Origin of the sequence: Aquimarina sp. I32.4 (assembly GCF_002924285.1) — a bacterium.
Classification (GTDB): domain Bacteria; phylum Bacteroidota; class Bacteroidia; order Flavobacteriales; family Flavobacteriaceae; genus Aquimarina.
In genome coordinates, this window is sequence record NZ_PGUB01000019.1 from 33,680 (window position 1) to 55,424 (window position 21,745).

Sequence of the window (21,745 nt, forward strand, 5' to 3'; positions counted from 1 at the left end):
ATATGTCTATTTTATTTATGATTTTAAACAACTACTCAATTTAACTCTTTCATCAAATCTTCATAAGTATAGTATTCTTTTTCATTTGTATGATATAGAATATTTACTCGTAATGCTTTTAATCCTGTTACTCCCTGAAGATCATCTAGCTCTACTATTTCAATTTCTTCTTCTAAGAACTTTTTAGATTGTAAGAAATTAATGTATTTGATATATTCTGTTTCATCAGATCGTTGTGAGTATACAATAACCAATTTTCCTTTTTCGGTAATACGTCTATCAGTACCTTTTATTTTTGATTTGTCTACTCTCTTTTTTACAACTTCATATCTTGCATTATAAGTTCCGTCTACATCAAATCTTTTTTCATCCATTCTAAACCTTACAGATAATGAAGAACTAAATACCAATACCATAGATGCTACATCTAGTGCTACTGGCAACTCTTTCTTCATCTGGTAGTAGGCATTTTCCATCTCACACATTACTTGCAATTGCCACAACCTTAGGTTATACAAATACACTTTATTAAAACTATCTTGCTTTGTTATAGATTCACCTATATACATATTATGTTCTACTCCATCAGACTTAAAACGCTCAAAATAATGTGGATACATACCTTGTGCTTCATCTTGCTTTTGGTCTAATAAAGCTGCCATCTTTTTATTGATTAGCATAACAGATTCATCATATGCCTTACGATGCTTATATACTGTTTGTATAACGGTATCTAGTGTTTCATTATATTCATTGATGAGTGAATCTAATTCAACATTTTTTTGTTGAAGATGCTTAAATAAAGGGGTTATTTCTTTTTTTATAAAATCTAGAATCTTTTGTTCACTATCTACTTGTAACTGTTCTGTGATAGAATCAATATAGCGACTCGTTCTGTATTTGAGTTGCTCATAAATTGGTAATGAATCTGATTCCATCAATTTATCAATAATCTTATAAATCCCTTTAAGTTGTAGTACTAAATCTTTTTGCACGGCATGATTACGTGCATCAGAAGAACCTTTTATATCAATCTGCCCATATAATGGGTATACATTTTCAAAAACAATTTCTCTAAATGAAACTGGGTTTTCATCTACCATAGCACGCATAAAACGTCTGGCTTCTTGTTTAAATTTCCAGTGTACACTTGGATGTATTGATGTGCATTCTTGTTGAATTATCAGTTCTAATTCATTTTCGGTTTTGGTTTTAGAACGCAACACAGAATCTACCAAATAAGGCATTACATCTTGTAACTTATTGGCATTTATACTATTTAATTCATGAATATTTGGCGAGACTATTTCTAGAATCCCTAATAACTTACCGTCACTTTTTATAGGAGCCAGTATTGCGCTATTTATATTTTGTGCAATCAGATTTTTATACATCTGCTCATACACTCCAAGCTTTTGATGCTTTTTTACATCAGAAATTGCAAAGTAGGTAGATTCTTCAAAAAGATAATGGTAGGTTCCTTTACACAATGCTGTATTACAACATTCAGAATATCTATCATGTAGAATATAGCTATCTATATTTTTAAAAGGAACTCTTTCTAATGTCCCAGTTTCATGATTATAATTTGAGAAACCAACTTTTATCTCATACAAATTAAATATGGCTCTAAAAATTTGCTGAAAACTTCCAACAAAATCACCTTGTGTTTTATCATATTTTATCAGACTTGTCTTAAAATCAGATAGTGATACATCTGCAGTAACATCAAACATATTTGCAAGGACAACTCCTTTAAAGATCCAACTATGAGGTGGAAATTTCTCTTTCCAAATATCAATATTATCAAAATTATCCAATAATTCTGCTACATCTTCTTTTGTAATATCTTTGGCTTTATCGGTTTTGATAACATCAATAAAATCTCCGTTATACATAATTCTATAATGCCTCATTATTCCCATAGCATCAGGAATATCATAGAAAAAAGGCCTCTTAAAATCAATGTTATAATTGTAGTAACTACCTAAAATAATACTGCACCCCATAATATAATAATGATCCTCATTCATATTTTTGATTTGAGGTTCAAAACCTTCTCCTGCAGCCTCTATAATATTTTTATAACGCTGAGATGATTTGAGTACGTTATTATGAAACGGGATCGTAGCAATCTTAATTTCATTATTCTGTAATATTTGAGCAAAAGAATCCTCTAACACCAAGTGAATCTGTGGTATTAATTCCTGCACTCTCTTTTCTTCTCTTATTCCTTCTTCCAATTCTGGATATTCTTCTATGATTTTTAAAATCTGCGAAGCTCTGTTTCTAAGAAGTTCATTATCGCTTTTCAGCAATTCCCTATATTGTTCAATAAACTTAGAAAAGCTAATCCATATGTCCATTGGAAAATCTTGCCCTAAAACCCTCATACCTTATTATTTATGGTAGTATATAAAAATAACACAAACCAAATTCTATCCCTAGATTTTATTAACTAAGTTAATAAAATCTCTATCAAAAAACTACTTTTAATAAATACTAATAGAAAAAATGGGGTGCAAAAGTAAGTTAAAATTGTTTTTTACTCGCAATCTTAACTAAACATTCATATTTATTAAATACTTGATTAGACTAAAAAACCATGTGTTTGTTACAAAAAAACTTCACTATTTCACTATAAACATAAAAACCAACAAGATACACGTTAATAATTCTTCCTTTATACAACGTTAATTATTATAGTATTTATCTTGTATTTTTTATTTTTACGTCTAATAAATCCAAATACTATGAAAAGAATTGCATTGCTTGTTACAACTCTCTTGCTTGTAGCTTGTCAAAAAGATCAAAAAGGATATACTATTACTGCTGATGCATCAGGTTTTGAAAACGGAACCGCTGTATATGTCAATGCTATTAGTCAATCAAACAGACCAATAATCATTGACTCTACGGTTATACAAGAAGGAAAATTTCAGATTACACTTCCTGCTCCAGAAAGCAACGACTTCAATTACCTTACTTTCAAAAACTTACAAGGAAACGTGTTATTTTTGGCAGAAAACAACCCTATTGAGATGACAATCTTTAAAGATAGTATGCGTTCTTCTATTATTAAAGGAGGGGCAGAAAATCAACTATTTTTTACCTATCTGAATGCGCTCAAAAAATATAATAAAGAAAAAACCGAGTTAGATACACAATTACATATTGCTTCAAAATTAGGAGAAACTGAAAAGACTTCAACAATTGCCGCCCAAAAACAAGAATTAATTGAGCAAGAAAAACAGTTCAGAAAAGATCTGGTAAATAAAAATGTTAACTCTCTGGTTTCTGTTATGGCAATAACAGACCTGTTAAAACTTAAAGCCTTATCTGCAGAAGAAGCAAGGCAAAAATTTACCACTATCAATGATACTATTAAATCATCTAGGTTAGGAAAAAATCTGAACCTGATTATCAATAATACGATGACTGCTTCAATGCAAAAGAAAACAGATATTGGTTATGAAGCTCAAGATTTTTCTGCTCCTACTCCTGATGGTAAGCTACTTTCTCTTAAAGAATCTATGGGTAAAATTACTATCATAGATTTTTGGGCTTCCTGGTGTAGACCTTGTAGAATGGAAAACCCTAATGTGGTAAAATTATACAAAAAATATCATGATAAAGGGCTTAATATCATAGGAGTATCATTGGATAAAAAACAACAGGCCTGGACCAAAGCTATTGTAGATGATAAATTAGACTGGTATCATGTTTCTAATTTACAATTCTGGCAAGAACCTATTGCAAAAGCATATGGAGTAAGATCTATTCCTGCAACTTTTATCCTTGATGAAAAAGGAAATATTATTGCTAAAAACTTAAGAGGTCCTGCATTAGAAAATAAAATATCAGAATTATTAGAGGAAAAATCTTTATAATCTTGATTTTGATATAAAAAAAGGTCGCTTTAATAGCTACCTTTTTTTATATCAATAGTAATCTTTCTTTACTTTACAACTTTCCTAATCGTTGTAGAACAAAAAGAATAAGAATAGGAATAGCTAATAATCCTGTCATCAACAGGTTTTCTTGAAACACCCAAGGAGCCAGAATCAAAGTAATTACATAGCCTCCTACTGCTCCACCAAAATGGGCATCATGTCCAATATTACCCAATCTCTTTTTCATTCCAAAAATAGAAAATAACAAATACCCTATTCCAAATATGTATGCTGGTATAGGAATTGGAATAAACATCAAATAAAGACTCATATCTGGTTGAAATAATATACCTGAATATATCACCCCAGAAACTGCACCACTAGCTCCTACCGCGCTATAATGATACTCATCTTTATGAAAAAATAGAGAGAATAAATTACCAACAATTAAACTCCCAATATATACGATCAAAAACTTGACATTTCCCAGAAAACCAATAACAACAGGTGCAAAAAAATAAAGCGTAAGCATATTAAAAAATAAATGCGACGTATCTGCATGTAAAAACCCTGATGTCAACATTCTTACTTGCTCTCCTCTGCGTATTCCTCCGATATTAAATTTGAATTTTTCAAAAAATGAAAAGTCATTAAATCCCTTCAATGACATCAATACATTAGCTCCAATAATTACAATCAAAACTATATCAAATCCCATCATATACCTATATTTTTTCTTCAAATATACTACATATTTCACCCTATAAAAACACAACCTGACAACCTCCTCTTGCTATTAGCAAAAGTTTATGAAAAAAAAGAACTAATAATTTTATATTTGCCCCCTTAATTTTATTTTGATGCAATTACTCGTATATCACTTGGTGTACCCTATATTTTGTATTGTTTCTAAATTTCCTTGGAAACTACTCTATTTCTTATCTAGTACAATTTATATCATTGGATATTATATCATTGGATATAGAAAAAAGGTGGTTACAAAAAACTTAATGCTTACTTTTCCTGAGAAATCTATCTCAGAGATTCACACTATTCGTAAAAAATTCTACAAACATATGTGTGATATGTTTATGGAGATGATAAAATCACTTTCTATTTCTAGAGAAGAAATGACCAAAAGATTTACAATAATTGATCCACATACTTTCAAAGAGGTACAATCCCTCAATAAAAGTATTATTGTATTAATGGGTCATTATGCTAGTTATGAATGGGCTATTGCAGCGCAATTTGTTATGGATTTCCCTATTGTTGGTATCTATAAAAAAATTAAGAATAAATATTTTGATCAACTGGCACATCGAATTCGTGGAAGATTTAGCACCCGGTTAATCAGACATCAAAGGGTAATCAAAGAAATAACTCGAGATAAAGTACATGGCAAATTATGTGCTTATGGTTTATTATCTGACCAATCTCCTAAACTAAAAAACTCTTTGTATTGGACTGATTTTATGGGAATCAAAATTCCTGTTATTACTGGTGGTGAGGTATTAGCCAAAAGACTAGACCTACCAGTGATGTATCTACATGTTGAAAAAATAAGACGTGGTTATTATCAGGCAAAATTTATAAAGATAAGTGATGCCCCAAAAAACTGTGAAGAACATTATATAACAAAAACATATCTTACGCTACTAGAGAATCAAATTAAAGAAAATCCTGAATTTTACCTCTGGACTCACAAACGATGGAAACATATGGACGCAAAAATACCTAAAGGAGCTATTGTAGAATAAAAGAGGATACATCTCTATCTATAAAACATTTTTTACTTTTTATGCTTTAATAATAATTGGTTGGGGTATATTGCCAAAGCACCTATACTTTAGCAAACCAACCCCCATTCTATGCAATTTATAACCTACTTCTTAGTATATCCCATTTTATGGGTAATATCTAAACTACCTTGGAAGATTTTTTATGCTTTTTCTAGTTGTATTTTTTTTATCCTATACTATATCATACGCTATCGTAGAAAAACGGTAACACAAAATCTTCAATTAGTTTTTACAGACAAAACTCCTCAAGAAATTAACGAAATAAGAAAAGGATTTTACCTACATATGTGTGATATGTTTCTTGAAATGATTAAATCTATTTCTATTTCTGACAAAGAAATGAAAGAACGTTTCAAAGTTACTAATATGGATAAGGTATATGAATTAGAAGCCAAAGGAGAGAATATTATGGTTTTTATGGCTCATTATGCCAGTTATGAATGGTCAAATGTAGTAGATATTCAAACTGATTTTCAGGCCGTAGCTGTATACAAGCAAGTAGGAAACAAATATTTTGATCGATTAGTTCATCGCATTCGAGCTCGCTTTGGTTCACGATTAGTAACCAGTAAAGAAGCTATGAAAACAATTACCGAAGAAAATCTATCAAAAGATAATTTACATATGTATGCACTCATATCTGATCAATCTCCAAAAATTTATAATGCTACTTTTTGGGCTGATTTTATGGGGATCAAAGTACCTGTTTTTTTGGGGGGAGAAGTATTATCAAAACGACTAGGTTTGAATGTTTATTATTTAAAAGTTGAAAAAGTAAAAAGAGGATATTATGAAGCTTCATTGGTTACTCTAACAGAAGATTCTAAAAATTGCGCTGATTATTCTATTGTTCAAAGTTATTTAAAAGCTCTTGAGAGTCAAATTTACAAGAATCCTCAATACTATTTATGGTCACATAAACGATGGAAACATCGCAATGCCACCATTCCAGAAGGGGCTACAGTAGTTTAAAGCTACATGTGTTTATTATTGCTAAATAAACTTATCTTTGTGAGTTTTTAACTATCTATATTCATGCAATTAATTATATACTGCTTAGTTTACCCTATAATTTTGGTAATCTCTAAACTACCATGGCGATTATTTTATCTGTTCTCTAACTGTATTTATGCTTTGGTATATTATGTTATCAGATATAGAAGAAAAACTGTAATAGAAAATCTAACTTTAGTTTTTCCAGAAAAATCTAAAAAAGAAATTAACCATATCAGTAAATCATTTTATAAGCATATGTGTGATATGTTTTTAGAAATGACAAAATCACTTTCTATTTCTAGAGAAGAATTAATAAAGCGCTATAAAGTCGTAAATCTTGATGAATTTCATGAATTCGAAAAAAAGAATAAAAGTATCATCACACTCATGGGGCATTATGGCAGTTTTGAATGGTCTAATGCAGTTGATCTAGTATCCTTAAATCCATGTGTTGGGATATACAAACAAATAGAGAACAAATACTTTGATCGATTAGCACATCGTATCAGAGGTCGGTTTAATTCTAGGCTTATACCTAGTCACAAGGTCGCTAGACAAATTATCAAAGATAAACAAGAAGGTACCGTTTGTGGATACGGTATGATCTCTGATCAATCCCCAAAAATAGGTAATGCAAAATATTGGACTGATTTTATGGGGGTAAAAGTGCCTATTTTTTTAGGAGGGGAGTTTTTGGCACAACGCCTTGATGTTATTGTATTATACCTTCATGTCGAAAAAGTAAAAAGAGGACACTATGAGGTAAAATTTATCCCTATCTCAGAAAATAGCAAAAAAGAAGAAAAATATTACATCATAAAAAAATATTTAGAATTACTCGAAAAACAAATACGCCAAGAGCCTCAATATTATCTATGGACTCACAAACGTTGGAAACATAGAAATGCTCAAATACCTGAAGGTGCTATTGTAGACTAATGCCAAATTAATCATCAAGTTGGTATAAATGTTCTTTTGGTTAAAAGAACTAATAAATTAATAAAATGTCTAAAAAAGTAATTTCTTTATTTTTTATAGTTTGTATTTTTCTAGCCATTTTTTGGTTGCTATTTGCAAAACCGTTTGTTCATAAGTTCAAAAATGACACTAATCATAGCAAACAGCTTTCTTATTTTGAAAATATAGCGCATCCTATAAAAACAGAACAATTATATTATACTGATTTTTTTGGAAATTCTTCTGGAGCGGGTAATCATTGTGAACATCTCTTTTTAGAAATTAGAAGTTATACAGCTGGCAATGAAAAAATTATAAAAAAATATTTCAATAGCGAATACCCAAATATTAGATTAAATTTTATTACTTCAATAGAACAATGTTGCCAGACAGAAGACAAGTATCACGCCTTTTGCGATTATATAGGCTTAATAACTAATGATCAACCATTTTTTACCATAAAAAATTGGAAAAATAAATTTCCTATCTATACTCTTGAGTATAGTGTTAATGGTAAACATATGGCTGATAAGCGATGTTATTAGATTCCACCGTTTTATAAAACAAACGTAAAGAAGAGAGGTTTTTGTCTCTCTCTTCTTTACTATATCATGCAACAAATAATTCTGTATTTAAAAACATAAATAAGATGAGAATTACCCTTTTTTATAATTACTATTCTTTAACACGACCTCTTTATTAGCTCATAATCCAGATTATATATGTATATACCTATACATTCAAAACCCAGATACTACTTGTATTTGTTGTGATTGCTCCTCTTACTTTATACTATAATATTAAAAAGAGACCTCGGTTAACTCCACTAACTATTGTAGCCAATTCTCTTATTGCAATCATTTTGTGTGTTGTACACGGCATCTTTATGGAATTCCGATATTTATATTATTTTAAACAACATTCTTTGATATAAAATGTATTTTCAATCTGAATTTACTTCCTTATACCTGTTACTTCTGTTTAAAAGCTAAATCCCAGCAATCTCTTTTAATGTAACAATAGTGTCCTCTGCTAATTTATCTGCTTTTTCCTGACTCAAAGCTTCTGTATAAATACGAATAATTGGTTCTGTATTACTTTTACGTAAATGTGTCCAGCAATCTTCAAAATCAACTTTTACTCCATCTACAGTAGAAACTTCTTCTGAAGCGTGTTTTTTATGAAAACCTTTTAAAATACTATCTACATTCAACTCAGGGGTTAATTGAATTTTATTTTTACTCATAAAGTAAGAAGGATAACTATTACGTAACTCACTCACGCTACAGTTTTTCTCAGCCAAGTGGGTCAAAAACAACGCTACTCCAACCAATGAATCTCTTCCGTAGTGTGATTCAGGATAAATAATCCCTCCGTTACCTTCTCCTCCTATAATAGCCTTATTAGCTTTCATCAACTCAACTACATTTACCTCTCCTACTGCACTGGCTTCATATGTTCCGTTATGTTTTTGGGTTACATCTCTAAGAGCTCTACTAGATGATAGATTAGAGACAGTACTTCCAGGTGTTTTTCCTAACACAAAATCAGCACAAGCAACTAGCGTATATTCTTCTCCAAACATTTCTCCATCTTCACTCATAAATGCCAAACGATCTACATCGGGGTCTACTACTATTCCAAAATGTGCTTTTTCTTTAACCACCAATTTTGACAACTCAGTAAGATGTTCTTTTAGTGGTTCTGGATTATGAGGGAAATGCCCATTTGGTTCACAGTACAACTCTACGACCTCAACTCCCATTTTTTTAAGCAATCCAGGGATTGCAATTCCTCCTGTAGAATTAACACCATCTACCACAACCTTGAACCCAGATTTTTTTACTAACTCGGCATCCACCAAAGGTAACTTTAACACCTCTTCTATGTGTTTATCTATATAGGTGTCATTTACCTTAATACTTCCTAAATCATCAACTTCTGCAAAAATATAGGAATCATTTTCTGTTATCTCAAGAATTTTTTCACCGTGTGCCGCATTCAAAAACTCTCCTTTATTATTTAGTAGTTTTAGTGCATTCCATTGTTTTGGGTTATGACTAGCAGTCAAAATTATACCTCCATCAGCTTTTTCTAATGGTACTGCTATTTCTACTGTTGGTGTTGTAGAAAGCCCTACGTCTATTACATGAATTCCTAATCCTACCAAACTATTCATTACTAATTGCTGAATCATTGAGCCAGAAATTCGAGCATCACGTCCTACTACTACTATAGGATGCTCTACTTTGGTTTCGTTTTTTAACCAGCTTCCATAAGCAGAAGCAAACTTTACTGCATCTATTGGGGTAAGATTCTCTCCCACTGTTCCTCCAATAGTTCCCCTAATTCCTGAAATTGATTTGATTAATGTCATTTGTGTTGATTGATTTTTTCTATTTCAAACAAATGTACAAGATTATAATAAACAGGAATAGTTTAGTAGGTTAGAATTTTATAAACAACTATATAAATTGTTTCTTCTTACAAAGAATAATGCTCAAAAAGTATGTATCTGTAATTATCTACAAGCTAGTACAATTCATTTTGCACCTTTTCTATACAACCTCTATCTGCTACAGTAATATAAAATGTTGTAAAATCATTACTAAAAGTAATATTGGTAGGCTTCTTACCTTGAAGCTTAATTTCTTTCAACAATGTCCCTGCTGGAGATAATATAACTACCGTTCCTTTATCATATCTACATACATACAGATTACCATTACTATCACAACGCATTCCATCAAGACCAAAATCATCAAAAGAGTATAGTTCTTTTTTATTTGCTACTGTACCATCTTCAAGAATATCATATTCCCATATTTTACGTTGTACAGACTCATTTACATATAACTTTTTACCATCAGGACTCACTTCTATTCCGTTAGTAGTTCCCATATCACTTTCTAAAATTTCAAACCCTTTTTCTTTGGTTACTTTCCAGATATTTCCTGTTCCTTTTTTCCAGTTAGGATCACTAGCATAAATTATACCCGATGGAGAAATAGCAATATCATTAGGCTGATTTGCTTTTGGTTGATGCGCATATATCTCAACCTTTTTAGTACTCAAATTTACTTCAAGGACATTATGATTCGTATAATCGGCAACATACATTATTTGTTCTTTTCCAAATCTGATTCCGTTTCCAATACTACCATTGGGGAGTTCTACAAACATCGATACTACTCCTTCTGGTGTCACTTTGCCTATAGTTCCTTCTTTTTGATAGTTTACAGCATATATATTCCCTTTATTATCTGTAGCAGGTCCTTCTATTCCTGCGGTAAACGTATTAGGCTTTGTAAAATCTGTACTATTAATTTCTTTATTACAAGAGATGCATACAATGATCAACATCAAAAAATAAAAACTTCTAGTATACTTCATTATTTATTATTTAAACTTAAGAGTGAGTTTACTAAAATAATTTTTTTTAGTTAATATATTTTCTTTTTTTACAAGTACTTCTATTTACCATATAAACAACAGTATTTAGTCGATATTGGTTTATAAAATTGTATTTTAACCCAATGAATTTTTTAGCACACATATATCTTTCTGGTGAAGATTCTCAACTCAAAATAGGTAATTTTATAGCTGATTCTGTAAAAGGAAAAAAGTATTTGGAGTACCCTACTCGTATGCAACAAGGTATACTACTACATCGCAAAATTGATTTCTATACGGATACACATTCTATTGTAAAAAAAAGTGTGTCTCGTTTATTTCCTAAATACAGACATTATAGTACTGTAATTGTAGATATTCTTTACGATCACTTTTTGGCTGCTAATTGGAGTGAATATTCCAATATTCCTTTAGACGAATATGTTGCTAATTTTTATGATTTACTTCATAAAAACTATGAACTTTTACCAAAACCTATCCAGCGTTTTCTACCATATATGGTTGAAGAAAATTGGTTGTTAAGCTATGCTACTGTTCAAGGAATTGGTTCTGTATTATACAGAATGAATAAAAGAACTAAAAATAAATCTGGGATGAACTTTGCTATTATCGAGTTGGAACAATATTATACTGATTTTGAGAACGAATTTCGCTCTTTTTTTGAGGAACTAGAACTCTATACCAAAAATGAAATACGGTTATTATGAAGATAAACTTTACCCTATACCTTCTCTCTTTTTCTTTTCTCGCTTTACTTTTCTCTTGTAAAAAAACAAGTATACCCATACAAAAAGAAGCTGTTATTGGTCTAATTTCTCAAAAAGCTATGGTAGTTTCTGCCAGAGAAGAGGCTTCAAAAATAGGTAGCGATATCATGAAAAAAGGCGGTAATGCTTTTGATGCTATGATCGCAACAGAAATGGCTCTTGCAGTTGCATATCCTTATGCTGGAAATCTAGGCGGTGGTGGTTTTATGGTATATCGTAGTGCAAATGGCACTATTGGTGCTTTGGATTATAGAGAGAAAGCCCCCTTGACTGCATCAAGAGATATGTATCTAGACGAGGATGGAAACCCTATCCCAAAAAAAAGCCAACAAGGAGCTCTGGCTATTGGCGTACCTGGAACAATCGCTGGAATTTTTGCAGTACACAAAAAATTTGGAACACTCCCTATAGAAGAAATTCTTTTGCCTGTTGTAGCATTAGCGAATCGAGGTTTTGTTGTCACCAAACAACAGCAACAACGCTTTGAAAAACATAAAAAACTAATCCTAGAGGTAAATCAAGACACTATTCTTTTTGCTAAAGGTTATAAAGAAGGTGATACTTTAAAAAATATACAACTTGCCAATACTATTCAGCGACTCATAAAAAATGGTAAATCTGAATTTTATACTGGAGAAACAGCAAAAAAACTAGTCGCTCGTATACAAGCTAAGGGAGGTATTATCACTTTAGAAGATTTGTCTAAATACGAGGCAAAATGGCGACAACCTATACGTTTTGATTACAAAGACCTTTCTATCATTTCTATGTCTCCTCCTTCTAGTGGAGGTATCTGCCTTGCTCAAATCATGAAAATGATAACACCATATGATCTCCATAAATATGGGCATAACACCCTCAAAACTATTCAGGTTATTACTGAAGCAGAACGAAGGGCTTATGCCGATCGTAGTTTTTATCTTGGTGATCCTGATTTTGTAAAGATCCCTATAGATACGCTTATCAGTGATGCGTATCTTTCTGATCGTATGCAAAGTTTTAGCTTTGATAGGGCTACCTCATCTTCTGATATCAATCATGGGAGTATCCCAGGGTATGAAAGTGATGAAACTACACATTATTCTATTGTTGATCAATTTGGTAATGCTATTTCTGTAACCACAACCCTTAATGGTGGTTATGGCTCAAAACTTTATGTTCCTGAGTTAGGTTTCTTTTTGAATAATGAAATGGATGATTTTAGCGCAAAACCTGGTACTCCTAATATGTTTGGGTTAACAGGATCTAAAGCCAATGCTATTGTTCCTCAAAAAAGAATGCTGAGTTCTATGACTCCTACAATTGTAGAAAAAGATGGTAAATTCTGGATGTCTGTTGGTACTCCAGGAGGTTCTACAATTATTACATCTGTTTTACAGACGATACTCAATGTAAAAGAATTTGATATGACTATGCAAGATGCAGTAAATGCACCACGTTTTCATCATCAATGGTTACCCGATGTAATAGTACTAGAACCCAATGCTTTTTCTACAAAACTTATAGATAGTTTACAGCAAAAGGGGTATCAAATCAATGAAAAGGATTCTAAAATTATTGGAAAAGTTGATGGTATTCTTGCGCTACCTGATGGTACTCTAGAAGGGGGTGCTGATCATAGAGGCGATGATACTGCTGTAGGGTTTTGATAGTATGTACTGTATTCAAAATGTTTTTTTGCAGAATACCACTTTCTAATGGTAGTAAATATTCCAGATACCATTGTCAAAATCTACTTCATGGATAGTAGTCTCTATTTTTAAGTTCCTTTTATTATCAGTATCAAAATTAAAGTGTTTTAGTAACCCTTTGCATATATGCATAATATTACTAGAATCAGCTACCGCCAATAATGGCATACCTTTTTCTGTTTCTATATATCCAGTAGCATATTGCTGGTAGTTAATAGAAATAATTGAATGATAAGCTCTTCTTTTTCCTTTTTCTACTAAAAAATAAAATCAGGAGTAAAATTAACCTTCTGTTTTTCTTGGAACTTCTTAAATCTTTTTATTTTAAAACTTTGATTACAAACAATCTTATCATTTTGATCTGTAATCAATACTGATGTTGTAGTTTTATTAAAAACTGATATGGTTTCTCCAATTGACACCAGACAAAGGTCTTTACCTCCTTTTATCGTTTTTTTTAGTTTTTGGGGGGTAAATCTCATAAACGTAGTTAAGCTATCTACCCGATGAGGATTAGAATTTATTTTGCATCTAAACTCTGGGGTTAAAACAGTGTGTACAGCATTTTCAATTAAACTAGGATTCATATTGTCTGAATATTTAAATTTCGAAAAAATCACTACTCTAAAAAGATAATTGTAGTAAAAATCGCATTTTATGGGTACAGGTATAACCTTTTACGATAACTCGCATTATAAGAAACCCTCGATTATTTTACTCTACTACTATATTGTATATATCCAAGAATGTCATTTTTTAAAATCGTTAACTATGAGAAAACTAACCATTAAACTCATAATATTCATATTTAATAATTCGCTTATGTTGATCTAAGTTTACTGTAAAGTTCCCTCCATATAAATTCCCTGGACTACCTTGTAAATTTCCAAACAAGTTATATGTATTTTTAATCTTTTTTAAGGCATAAATAGTAATCGTTTCTAACTCACTATAATAAATATAATGCTGCATATTTCCTTTTTCAATAATAGACACTACGGTACAAAAATTCTCAGCAAAATAATCCTCGGTATTTGTAATAATAAGAGTTATATCTAAACCTTCAACTTTATATACTTTTTGATTATATTCTTTTTTTTGTTTTAGCTTTTCATTACCGAACGCAGATTTGAATATACAAGAAGTTAGATTATTTATATTTACTTGTTTAGACTCATCTATTCGTAAATCAACTTCGTTTAAATTTGAGGGTATAGAATCTATTTTTCTAGTTCCATGAGAAAAATTATAATTGACATCCCAATTTTGATCCACTAGAATAATAGTATTATTGCAATGATTTTTTCTATAACTATAAATACGACTAGAATGAACGTAGCCAACTAATCCATAAGAAGTTTTAACTAATCGCCATTTTGATTTTTCCCCCATTGGAAATGCAAATTGAAATTCCTCTCCATCCATTATTTTACCAATAACAGAAAAATTAGTTCCTTTCCCTTTTCTTATGTTTACATACCCATCTTTATCGTTAATAATTCCTTTTGAAATACGATATTTTGGAAATTCAAAAGTTTCCTTTTCAATTGTTTCTTTTTTCTGAGATTGCTCAGTTTTAGCATCCAAAACCACCCTATTATCATTTTTTTTCTGTTGCACCTGTTTTTGACAGCTAATCAAAGTAATTAATATAATAAAACAATATTTTCTCATATTTAAGTTATTTTTTTATCCTCCAATCAACTCTATATTAACACGATACAATTAGCACGACTTGTCGTTAAATGAATACAACTCAAAAATATTTTTGTTCTATAAGTTAGACGTACCAGCTAGATGTTTTTTACACCCTAAAACAATAAAAAGGATAAAGAAGAAGAGGTTGCCTTTTAAATTCAAAACTTTAGTCATTAATCAATTTAACTCTACTATTGTGTATCCACCCGTTCTTTCCTTTGAAAGAAACATACCACCATCCCTCTTTATAAAACTCTCTTATTGTTTCCTTGCCTTGCGTATGCAAGTAGTTAACAAAAAAACTACTGCTCTTTGATTTTACCAGAATCAGAAATATGATATTCTTTAATACTTTTATTTACTATTTCTCCGTTCTCATAACTAGTAGTCGTTGTAATAATGGTATAGTCTGTTTTTATTTCAAATGATGTAAGTTCTTTATAAGCTTCTTCATCTCCTGGTTCATACCATTCACCTTCAACATACAAATTTGATAATATTTTATTTTCTCTAATCGTTAAAAGAAAAAAACGATATGGAAAATCTCCACAATCTTGTGGGACTAATATTATTTTAAGGTTACCTTTATGTGGTAACTCTATATATCTTAGTTGTTTTTGATCACATAACCAATCTTCTGCTCCTAATAATAAATCCTTCTCATATATTCTATAATCTATATTATTAATATTTATTTTTGAACGATATAGTATTTTGTTTTCTTGATTTTTGGATGAACTATACTTTAAAGGAGTACTTCTTGATTTATTTAATAAACAAATGACAACTCCATTATATTCAAAAAACAAATATTGTTTCGTAATAAAAGCCTCATTAAAAATATTTTTTAAAATTGAACTAGGTTTATGAGTGTTTTTATTTCGTATGTAAGTTACAGTATCATTAAGATTAGTATTAAATTCTTTTTTTAATAAACTTTTGTAATAATCTACCATATATGGATATTTTAAAAACTTTTTAGTTTTTATCTTACCTCTATAGATAGTTTCCTCTCCAATATCAGAAATAAAAATCATGTCTTTTTCTATATAAAAAGATAGGTTTTTAAATTTATTCTCAACATCCTTAATCTTCTCATTTTTTTGATTACCAATAGGATATACTTGGTAATATCTCCATAAATCTGACTGGGGATAACTATTAGTCTTAGCTGACTTTTTATTCAACGAAGGTAATCCCGATATGTTATCTTTATTCTGTTTGCAATTTATGAATATTAAAAGAGTAAGTAATGCTATTAAATTAAACTTAGTGTGTTGAATCATATATATTATTTTTAAACATATTTATTTCTGCTTTTCTTCTAGAAACTAAACCAGAAAGGCCATTGTTGGTTACATCTGAAAATTCATCTGCTCCCTTAGAATAATTCTCATCGTTTATATATGTTTTAATTTTTGTCTCACCATTATTTATTCCTCCAACATTTAGGAAATTAGCCCCAGCATTAAATAATAAACTAACAAGAGCATCAAATTCATATTGATATAGATTAACATTTATATCTCTATGAATAGCATTTTCAAACTCTGTTAATCTTTCATTGAATAATTCCGATGCTTTTTCTTCACTAATCCCATCTTTAAATTCACCTGAAAGTATAATGTTTTCACATTTATCATACGTAATTAAGTGACCATACCCGATAGTACAATAACCTTCTGCATCATTATAAGCATGTGCTTTAAAGGTTTCCCAGTCTTTTATGAATTTTATTCCTTGCTCACTTGTTTTTAACGTTTCAGGGTCAACTCTATTGTTAATTGCATCTTGTTTATCAATGTCTTTATTTTTTGGGAAACAATCACATGTATTACTGAAGTTTTCCTCCTTAGCAATTGCTATTATTTTATTAGTATCAGTTATTTTTTTTACAAAAAAAATGTCTTTTAGATATACTTGATCAAATTCTCTTACATCATAATGAATCCAAGAAGTTGCACCTATTTTCGTAGATTCTAAATTAAAAATATTATTTTGCCCTGCTTTCCAATCCCATTTAGCTCCTAAATATTTATTAAATATTTCTTTCCTTATTTTTTCCATATCAGAAACATTTCTAGTTCTGATTCCATTTTTGTTAAAATGCAAATCTAGAGCTTTACCCATATGGTTTGTTGTATTCCTATTATTTTGCTTATTATTTTCATGGCAACGATATCCTGAACTTATCTTGTTTAATGAATACCCTAAAGCTTTTCCTTCTTCATGGTCATGCATATAAAACATGGCTGCTCGTAGAGACCATATTAAGCTTCTGTGGATACCTGGGTATTCATATTTACGATATGCCTCTTTTATAGAACTATCTTGTTTTTGCTCTGGGTACAATCCTTTTCCAAAACCATCACAAGTACCACAATTACATTTGATTTGATCAAATTCAATAGTATATTTTTTTTCAAATTTATCAATAGACTTTAGAGTATCCCCACATATTTTGCCAGTAGGAGTAATCTTCATATAATCTTTTTGAAATTGTTTGATCATGTCTTTGGTTCTTATAGTAAAACGCTTGGAAGGCACATTTCCTCCAAAACCACATAATCTTATATTAATTTCTTCTATAAGTTTATTTTCTGCACCTAGCTTAATACAATGTTTCCCTTCACATGAATTTGTTAAATCGACATTTGCTCTTTGTACCACCACAGGGCTCACACCATTTTCGAGTCGATCTCCTTTTTTATACGCTAGTATAGAGCCTTTATAGATTTGTTCTTTTCTAAAAGCTGCCCAATCTGCTTTTTCTACCCCTATATAAAAATACTTACCCAGCATGTGTAGGTCTCGCCACCATCGGGATTCTACTGTAAAATCAAAAGTAATTCTACCCTCTGCATCTACAGTAAGATCCTTAGAAAAAACTTTAGGGTCTCCTGTAGCGGCATCTATATAGAGTAGTTTTTGGGTTCTGTATATATCTACCTCTAGCGATTCGCCTATCATATTTACCGTTTCTACCACTCCTTGCACCGTAACGCCATAGGCTACAGGTTTGGCTCGTAATCGTTTACCATTGTAGATAAAATAGGCATCTCGCACCATAGGTTTATCGATAATCATGAGTCCTTTTTGTGGATAGAAGGCTTCGTTCTCATTTTTGATAGGTTCGTCTTTTCCTTTTATTTTGAAGAATAACTCCTGATCTCCACTTTTTATTGCCGTCTTATATCGATCTGTCATTCTAAACTCCTGCATAATCTTACTGTGATTATTAGCCTTACAGTTTGTTATGGTAGTAATATGAGCTTTTTTGGTATGTACTTCTATATCTACTGTACCCCCGTGATAACTTTGTAGCTCTGCATAGATATAGGAGGTTTCATTGGCAAATCCTGTGCGGGGTTTTCTTTTTTCGTTTTTATACCTCCATTCTGCTTTGACCACCGTAGGCTCTGTAACTTTTATCTTTTTTATAGTTCTTGATGCTCTACCAGATTTTACTTTGCCTATCTCTCTAATATTCATATAGGCTTCTACATAATAAATACCTGTTTTTGGTGGGGTGTCTAGTACAAAGGTAGCTCCTGTATGCCCTTGGTATTGGGCTACCTCATTATATTCATGATCATAAACGATCCATTTTACAGCTTCTTTTTCTGTTTCTAGTGCAGGAGTTATGATAAACCCACTATTGGGGATAGAAAAAGACACCTTATCATTATGTAGTTTCATAGAGGTTTTATCTGCCTGTATAGCAGTTACATAATTACCTCCTATGGTAAGTGAGGTGCTTTTGGTTTGTGTACCCCAAGTGGCACTGATGGTATATTTTCCTTTTTCTTCAAAAACAAGGGTTTGCTGGTATGAGGTTGCTGTTACAAAATTTTCTTGCACTACTTGCTCCTTAAACACCTGCCAAGTGACTCCTGTTTCTAGTGTCTCAAAACTCCCTAAATTGGGAGTAATGCTAAAGGTAGCACTCTCGCCAGAGCGTATTCTGTTTGCGGTACTTTTTTTGACAGATTGCAATGACTGGTCTTTGATCTCTATCTCTATACGTGCAGGGTTATTACCCCCAGCACTGCTACCATAGGCTTCTATAATATATTTCCCGTTTTTTGATATACGGGCAGAAAAGTCTTCGCCCAAATCTACATGCTCTTGTATTGGGGTGGCTGTCTGATCATAGATTATCCAATTTACTTTATCTTTTGGGGCATCACCATTATACCATTTTGTTACTTTGCAGTGTATCCATTCATCTTTTAGAAATGCTTTTCTACCTGTTACAGTGTTTATCTTTTTTACACCTCTTCCTGTTTGATCTTCCTCGTCATCATCGGTAATGCCACCCGAGATAATTTCTATCTCGGTTTCTGTAATCATTGGGTTTTGTATAGCGGCGGCAGTAGTATTTGCATCTGCTATTTGCTGTTCTGTTATTTCTGCGGGGTCTTGCCCGTGATCTTTTATATCTATCAGCCCTCCCATGATACACATAGCGGTAGAGTCTTCGGTAAGGATTTTACCACCGTTACCTAATTCTACCCCCTCATAGGGGTCATCCCAGCCTTGTAATACAGGTTGACATGGCAGATTGCCCGATGAACTTGGTTTTAAGGTACATTTACCAAAAAAAGGTTTGTTAAAAGGTAATGGCAACTCCATATTGCTAGCAATGAGTTTTTGACTGCCTGCATTATCATTGATATAAAACTTGGAGTGTGATAATACCTGTAGCTCAACCTCTGTAGGGGACTCACTTTTGTCACACCCGCATTTTGCGCCATGGCAAACCAGTTTTTTTGCAGTAGATTCTTCTGTGGTTTCTTCAGTTTCTTCGTCGCTATTTTCTTCTGTATTTTCTACCGTTTCTGAAGTGTCTGCCTGATCATTGTTTGTTGTATCAGAAGATGTAGAGGAAGAGCCATCGCTTGGAGGGTCTGTTTCTTCTGTTTCTGAAAATATATTTTTTAAAAACTTCAACATATCCTAGTTTTTTTTAATGTGTAGTTGTACCTCTTTTAGAAGTTTTGTGGCTACCGTAAATTGTTGATTGCTTTGTATCGTATGTATCTCGCCTGTTTGTTGATGGATCATACTTGTACCATTGAGTATCGCATGCATCTGCGCTTTTGTACTATTTTCTATTGCAATGCCTTTTCTTTTACAATATTTTTGTAGCATTTTATAATCCTGATTAGAGAACTGTGCGGTGCCTAATCTAGAGATCGCAACTAGTGATGCATCTTTTTGGGATGGTGTATCTTTTATAGCATACTGGATATCAATTCCTGCAATGTGATTTTGTGAGGTAACTAGCTTTTGTTTTTCTGCTATATTGGTATAATATCCCCCAAAAAAGACCATCAAAAAAGGATCGTTTAGCAGATTTTGAAACAACACATCTTCTCGCATTATTTTTTGATGGGTTGCCAGTATATAATTTGTTACAGAGGCTCCTGTATATTCTTTTTGGAGTTTATTTTTTATAGCACTCCACTTATTTTGCAAGGCTTTATAATTAATAAGGGCAATTGGTTTTCCTGTTACTCCTACTTGTAATTTTATGGTGTTGAATACACTACTTATTGTATAGGTAAGCTCTTCAAAACCATCTTTGGGTGGTTTATTATTAACAACGGGAGTGGTGCGATCAATGGTATAAAAAACTTGTTGTGTATCTTCATTCTTATCACATACTACAGTGGCTTTATAGCGTATATTAGTAGTGCTTTTTTGTGGCAGATACATCGTTGTATTGATCTGTACATTATATCCTACAGGAGCTTCCCATTTTTTTTGAGTAAGTGCTATCTCCTGTTCTTCTTCTGGTAAAAAAGATAATGCCATGATGCCTAAAAAAGTTTTACCTTATCATTACTTTGTACATCTACTTGCTTGGCACTGGCTAGTTCCAGATTCTCCTCGGTACTATCTACTCGTATTTTTTTGGCATTGGCTTCTATATCCTCTGATTGCAATGACATTTCTTCATCTGCCAAATTGTGTATGTTTTTGGCGGTTACAGAAACATCTTCTCCTGCATTTACATTCACACTATCACTTGCTCCTATGCTTATACTCTCGCTAGCATTGAGTTCTATGTTTTTGGCTACAATACTCACATTCTCTGGGGCTGAGATCATAATGCTTTTTCCTGCTGTATCAATCTGTATGATATTATTGTTCTTATCGGTAATAGTAATCATTTCTGCGCCACTGGTATCATCTAGTTTTATAGTATGATCACTTCTGGTTCTTATAGCTTTTATATTGTTATTCTGTGATTGCCATGCTGATGGATTTTGACTACCATTATACAAAGCACCTAATACAAAGGGGCGTTCTGCATTACCGCCTTCAAATCCTACCATTACCTCTTCATTGATCTCTGGGATAAAATGAAATCCTTTGTCTGCGCCTGCATGAGGAGTCATCATACGTAACCAAGGAGTACGCTCACCTAGTGGCTTCTGCCATGCAAATTGTACTCTAATTCTTCCTAATCCATCTGGGTCGGAATTCTCTACTACAGTAGCCGTTTGTGTTTCACTTTT

Annotated in this window: 18 protein-coding genes; 7 read left to right on the plus strand and 11 right to left on the minus strand. The window is 31.8% G+C overall.

Annotated elements, in window-relative coordinates; all coding sequences use genetic code 11:
* Nucleotides 1-35: 35 nt before the first annotated feature.
* On the minus strand, nt 36-2,393 hold the full coding sequence (locus CVD18_RS06290) for a GAF domain-containing protein (RefSeq protein WP_103864597.1): 2,358 nt from the start codon (nt 2,391-2,393) through the stop codon (nt 36-38).
* 360 nt (nt 2,394-2,753) lie between these two features.
* Between CVD18_RS06290 and CVD18_RS06295 the strand changes: the two genes are divergently transcribed.
* Complete coding sequence (locus tag CVD18_RS06295; RefSeq protein ID WP_103864598.1) at nt 2,754-3,890, plus strand: TlpA disulfide reductase family protein; 1,137 nt, start codon at nt 2,754-2,756, stop codon at nt 3,888-3,890.
* Nucleotides 3,891-3,963: 73 nt separating this feature from the next.
* On the opposite strand, the gene CVD18_RS06300 is transcribed toward CVD18_RS06295, so the two are convergent.
* Nucleotides 3,964-4,611 carry a rhomboid family intramembrane serine protease gene (locus tag CVD18_RS06300; RefSeq protein ID WP_369858587.1) on the minus strand — a complete coding sequence of 216 codons (648 nt, stop codon included), beginning with the start codon at nt 4,609-4,611 and terminating at the stop codon, nt 3,964-3,966.
* Nucleotides 4,612-4,753: 142 nt separating this feature from the next.
* Here CVD18_RS06300 and CVD18_RS06305 point away from each other — a divergent pair, with 142 nt between their 5' ends.
* From CVD18_RS06305 to CVD18_RS06320, 4 genes are all read left to right on the plus strand, one after another.
* A complete protein-coding gene (locus CVD18_RS06305; RefSeq protein ID WP_103864600.1) occupies nt 4,754-5,653 on the plus strand; it encodes a lysophospholipid acyltransferase family protein in 900 nt (299 codons plus the stop codon).
* Nucleotides 5,654-5,764: 111 nt separating this feature from the next.
* Complete coding sequence (locus CVD18_RS06310) at nt 5,765-6,667, plus strand: lysophospholipid acyltransferase family protein (protein WP_103864601.1); 903 nt, start codon at nt 5,765-5,767, stop codon at nt 6,665-6,667.
* A gap of 63 nt (nt 6,668-6,730) precedes the next feature.
* On the plus strand, nt 6,731-7,630 hold the full coding sequence (locus CVD18_RS06315; RefSeq protein ID WP_103864602.1) for a lysophospholipid acyltransferase family protein: 900 nt from the start codon (nt 6,731-6,733) through the stop codon (nt 7,628-7,630).
* Between the two features lie 65 nt (nt 7,631-7,695).
* Nucleotides 7,696-8,193 (plus strand): hypothetical protein, encoded by a 498-nt coding sequence (locus tag CVD18_RS06320; RefSeq protein WP_103864603.1) that lies wholly within the window; start codon nt 7,696-7,698, stop codon nt 8,191-8,193.
* A 443-nt stretch (nt 8,194-8,636) separates the two neighbouring features.
* On the opposite strand, the gene glmM is transcribed toward CVD18_RS06320, so the two are convergent.
* Nucleotides 8,637-10,025: a phosphoglucosamine mutase gene (gene glmM / locus CVD18_RS06325; protein ID WP_103864604.1), complete on the minus strand. Its 1,389-nt coding sequence runs from the start codon at nt 10,023-10,025 to the stop codon at nt 8,637-8,639.
* Nucleotides 10,026-10,180: 155 nt separating this feature from the next.
* Nucleotides 10,181-11,041, minus strand: a complete 861-nt coding sequence (locus CVD18_RS06330; RefSeq protein WP_103864605.1) for an SMP-30/gluconolactonase/LRE family protein — start codon at nt 11,039-11,041, stop codon at nt 10,181-10,183.
* Between the two features lie 143 nt (nt 11,042-11,184).
* Between CVD18_RS06330 and CVD18_RS06335 the strand changes: the two genes are divergently transcribed.
* Both CVD18_RS06335 and ggt read left to right on the plus strand, forming a co-directional pair.
* Nucleotides 11,185-11,769 carry an ACP phosphodiesterase gene (locus CVD18_RS06335; RefSeq protein ID WP_103864606.1) on the plus strand — a complete coding sequence of 195 codons (585 nt, stop codon included), beginning with the start codon at nt 11,185-11,187 and terminating at the stop codon, nt 11,767-11,769.
* Complete coding sequence (ggt, locus tag CVD18_RS06340) at nt 11,766-13,478, plus strand: gamma-glutamyltransferase (RefSeq protein WP_103864607.1); 1,713 nt, start codon at nt 11,766-11,768, stop codon at nt 13,476-13,478. Before CVD18_RS06335 ends, ggt begins: the two co-directional genes overlap by 4 nt.
* A gap of 45 nt (nt 13,479-13,523) precedes the next feature.
* Here the strand turns inward: ggt and CVD18_RS22510 are convergent, their stop codons facing one another.
* From CVD18_RS22510 to CVD18_RS06370, 7 genes are all read right to left on the minus strand, one after another.
* A complete protein-coding gene (locus CVD18_RS22510) occupies nt 13,524-13,688 on the minus strand; it encodes a hypothetical protein (RefSeq protein ID WP_158250402.1) in 165 nt (54 codons plus the stop codon).
* An 89-nt stretch (nt 13,689-13,777) separates the two neighbouring features.
* The gene (locus CVD18_RS06345) at nt 13,778-14,107 is read right to left on the minus strand and encodes a hypothetical protein (RefSeq protein WP_103864608.1); all 330 of its coding nucleotides are present in this window, start codon (nt 14,105-14,107) and stop codon (nt 13,778-13,780) included.
* A 193-nt stretch (nt 14,108-14,300) separates the two neighbouring features.
* Nucleotides 14,301-15,194 (minus strand): SH3 domain-containing protein, encoded by an 894-nt coding sequence (locus tag CVD18_RS06350; RefSeq protein ID WP_103864609.1) that lies wholly within the window; start codon nt 15,192-15,194, stop codon nt 14,301-14,303.
* A gap of 326 nt (nt 15,195-15,520) precedes the next feature.
* Nucleotides 15,521-16,504, minus strand: coding sequence for a hypothetical protein (locus CVD18_RS06355; RefSeq protein ID WP_103864610.1), 984 nt, complete (start codon nt 16,502-16,504; stop codon nt 15,521-15,523).
* A complete protein-coding gene (locus tag CVD18_RS06360; RefSeq protein ID WP_103864611.1) occupies nt 16,488-20,174 on the minus strand; it encodes a PAAR-like protein in 3,687 nt (1,228 codons plus the stop codon). The genes CVD18_RS06355 and CVD18_RS06360 overlap by 17 nt, the downstream gene beginning before the upstream one ends.
* 3 nt (nt 20,175-20,177) lie before the next feature.
* The gene (locus CVD18_RS06365) at nt 20,178-21,038 is read right to left on the minus strand and encodes a hypothetical protein (protein ID WP_103864612.1); all 861 of its coding nucleotides are present in this window, start codon (nt 21,036-21,038) and stop codon (nt 20,178-20,180) included.
* Nucleotides 21,039-21,043: 5 nt separating this feature from the next.
* Nucleotides 21,044-21,745, minus strand: a 702-nt coding sequence (locus CVD18_RS06370; protein ID WP_146052719.1) for a phage baseplate assembly protein V, incomplete at its 5' end; no start/stop codon positions are given.

What these genes read in the sequence shown, in the direction of transcription:
- CVD18_RS06365 (WP_103864612.1), bottom strand. Translation starts at nt 21,038, where the DNA reads ATGGCATTATCTTTTTTACCAGAAGAAGAACAGGAGATAGCACTTACT.
- CVD18_RS06315 (WP_103864602.1), top strand. Translation starts at nt 6,731, where the DNA reads ATGCAATTAATTATATACTGCTTAGTTTACCCTATAATTTTGGTAATC.
- CVD18_RS06350 (WP_103864609.1), bottom strand. Translation starts at nt 15,194, where the DNA reads ATGAGAAAATATTGTTTTATTATATTAATTACTTTGATTAGCTGTCAA.
- CVD18_RS06320 (WP_103864603.1), top strand. Translation starts at nt 7,696, where the DNA reads ATGTCTAAAAAAGTAATTTCTTTATTTTTTATAGTTTGTATTTTTCTA.
- CVD18_RS06345 (WP_103864608.1), bottom strand. Translation starts at nt 14,107, where the DNA reads ATGAATCCTAGTTTAATTGAAAATGCTGTACACACTGTTTTAACCCCA.
- CVD18_RS06305 (WP_103864600.1), top strand. Translation starts at nt 4,754, where the DNA reads ATGCAATTACTCGTATATCACTTGGTGTACCCTATATTTTGTATTGTT.
- CVD18_RS06330 (WP_103864605.1), bottom strand. Translation starts at nt 11,041, where the DNA reads ATGAAGTATACTAGAAGTTTTTATTTTTTGATGTTGATCATTGTATGC.
- CVD18_RS06300 (WP_369858587.1), bottom strand. Translation starts at nt 4,611, where the DNA reads ATGGGATTTGATATAGTTTTGATTGTAATTATTGGAGCTAATGTATTG.
- glmM (WP_103864604.1), bottom strand. Translation starts at nt 10,025, where the DNA reads ATGACATTAATCAAATCAATTTCAGGAATTAGGGGAACTATTGGAGGA.
- CVD18_RS06360 (WP_103864611.1), bottom strand. Translation starts at nt 20,174, where the DNA reads ATGTTGAAGTTTTTAAAAAATATATTTTCAGAAACAGAAGAAACAGAC.
- CVD18_RS06335 (WP_103864606.1), top strand. Translation starts at nt 11,185, where the DNA reads ATGAATTTTTTAGCACACATATATCTTTCTGGTGAAGATTCTCAACTC.
- CVD18_RS06355 (WP_103864610.1), bottom strand. Translation starts at nt 16,504, where the DNA reads ATGATTCAACACACTAAGTTTAATTTAATAGCATTACTTACTCTTTTA.
- CVD18_RS06310 (WP_103864601.1), top strand. Translation starts at nt 5,765, where the DNA reads ATGCAATTTATAACCTACTTCTTAGTATATCCCATTTTATGGGTAATA.
- CVD18_RS06290 (WP_103864597.1), bottom strand. Translation starts at nt 2,393, where the DNA reads ATGAGGGTTTTAGGGCAAGATTTTCCAATGGACATATGGATTAGCTTT.
- CVD18_RS22510 (WP_158250402.1), bottom strand. Translation starts at nt 13,688, where the DNA reads ATGCCATTATTGGCGGTAGCTGATTCTAGTAATATTATGCATATATGC.
- CVD18_RS06295 (WP_103864598.1), top strand. Translation starts at nt 2,754, where the DNA reads ATGAAAAGAATTGCATTGCTTGTTACAACTCTCTTGCTTGTAGCTTGT.
- ggt (WP_103864607.1), top strand. Translation starts at nt 11,766, where the DNA reads ATGAAGATAAACTTTACCCTATACCTTCTCTCTTTTTCTTTTCTCGCT.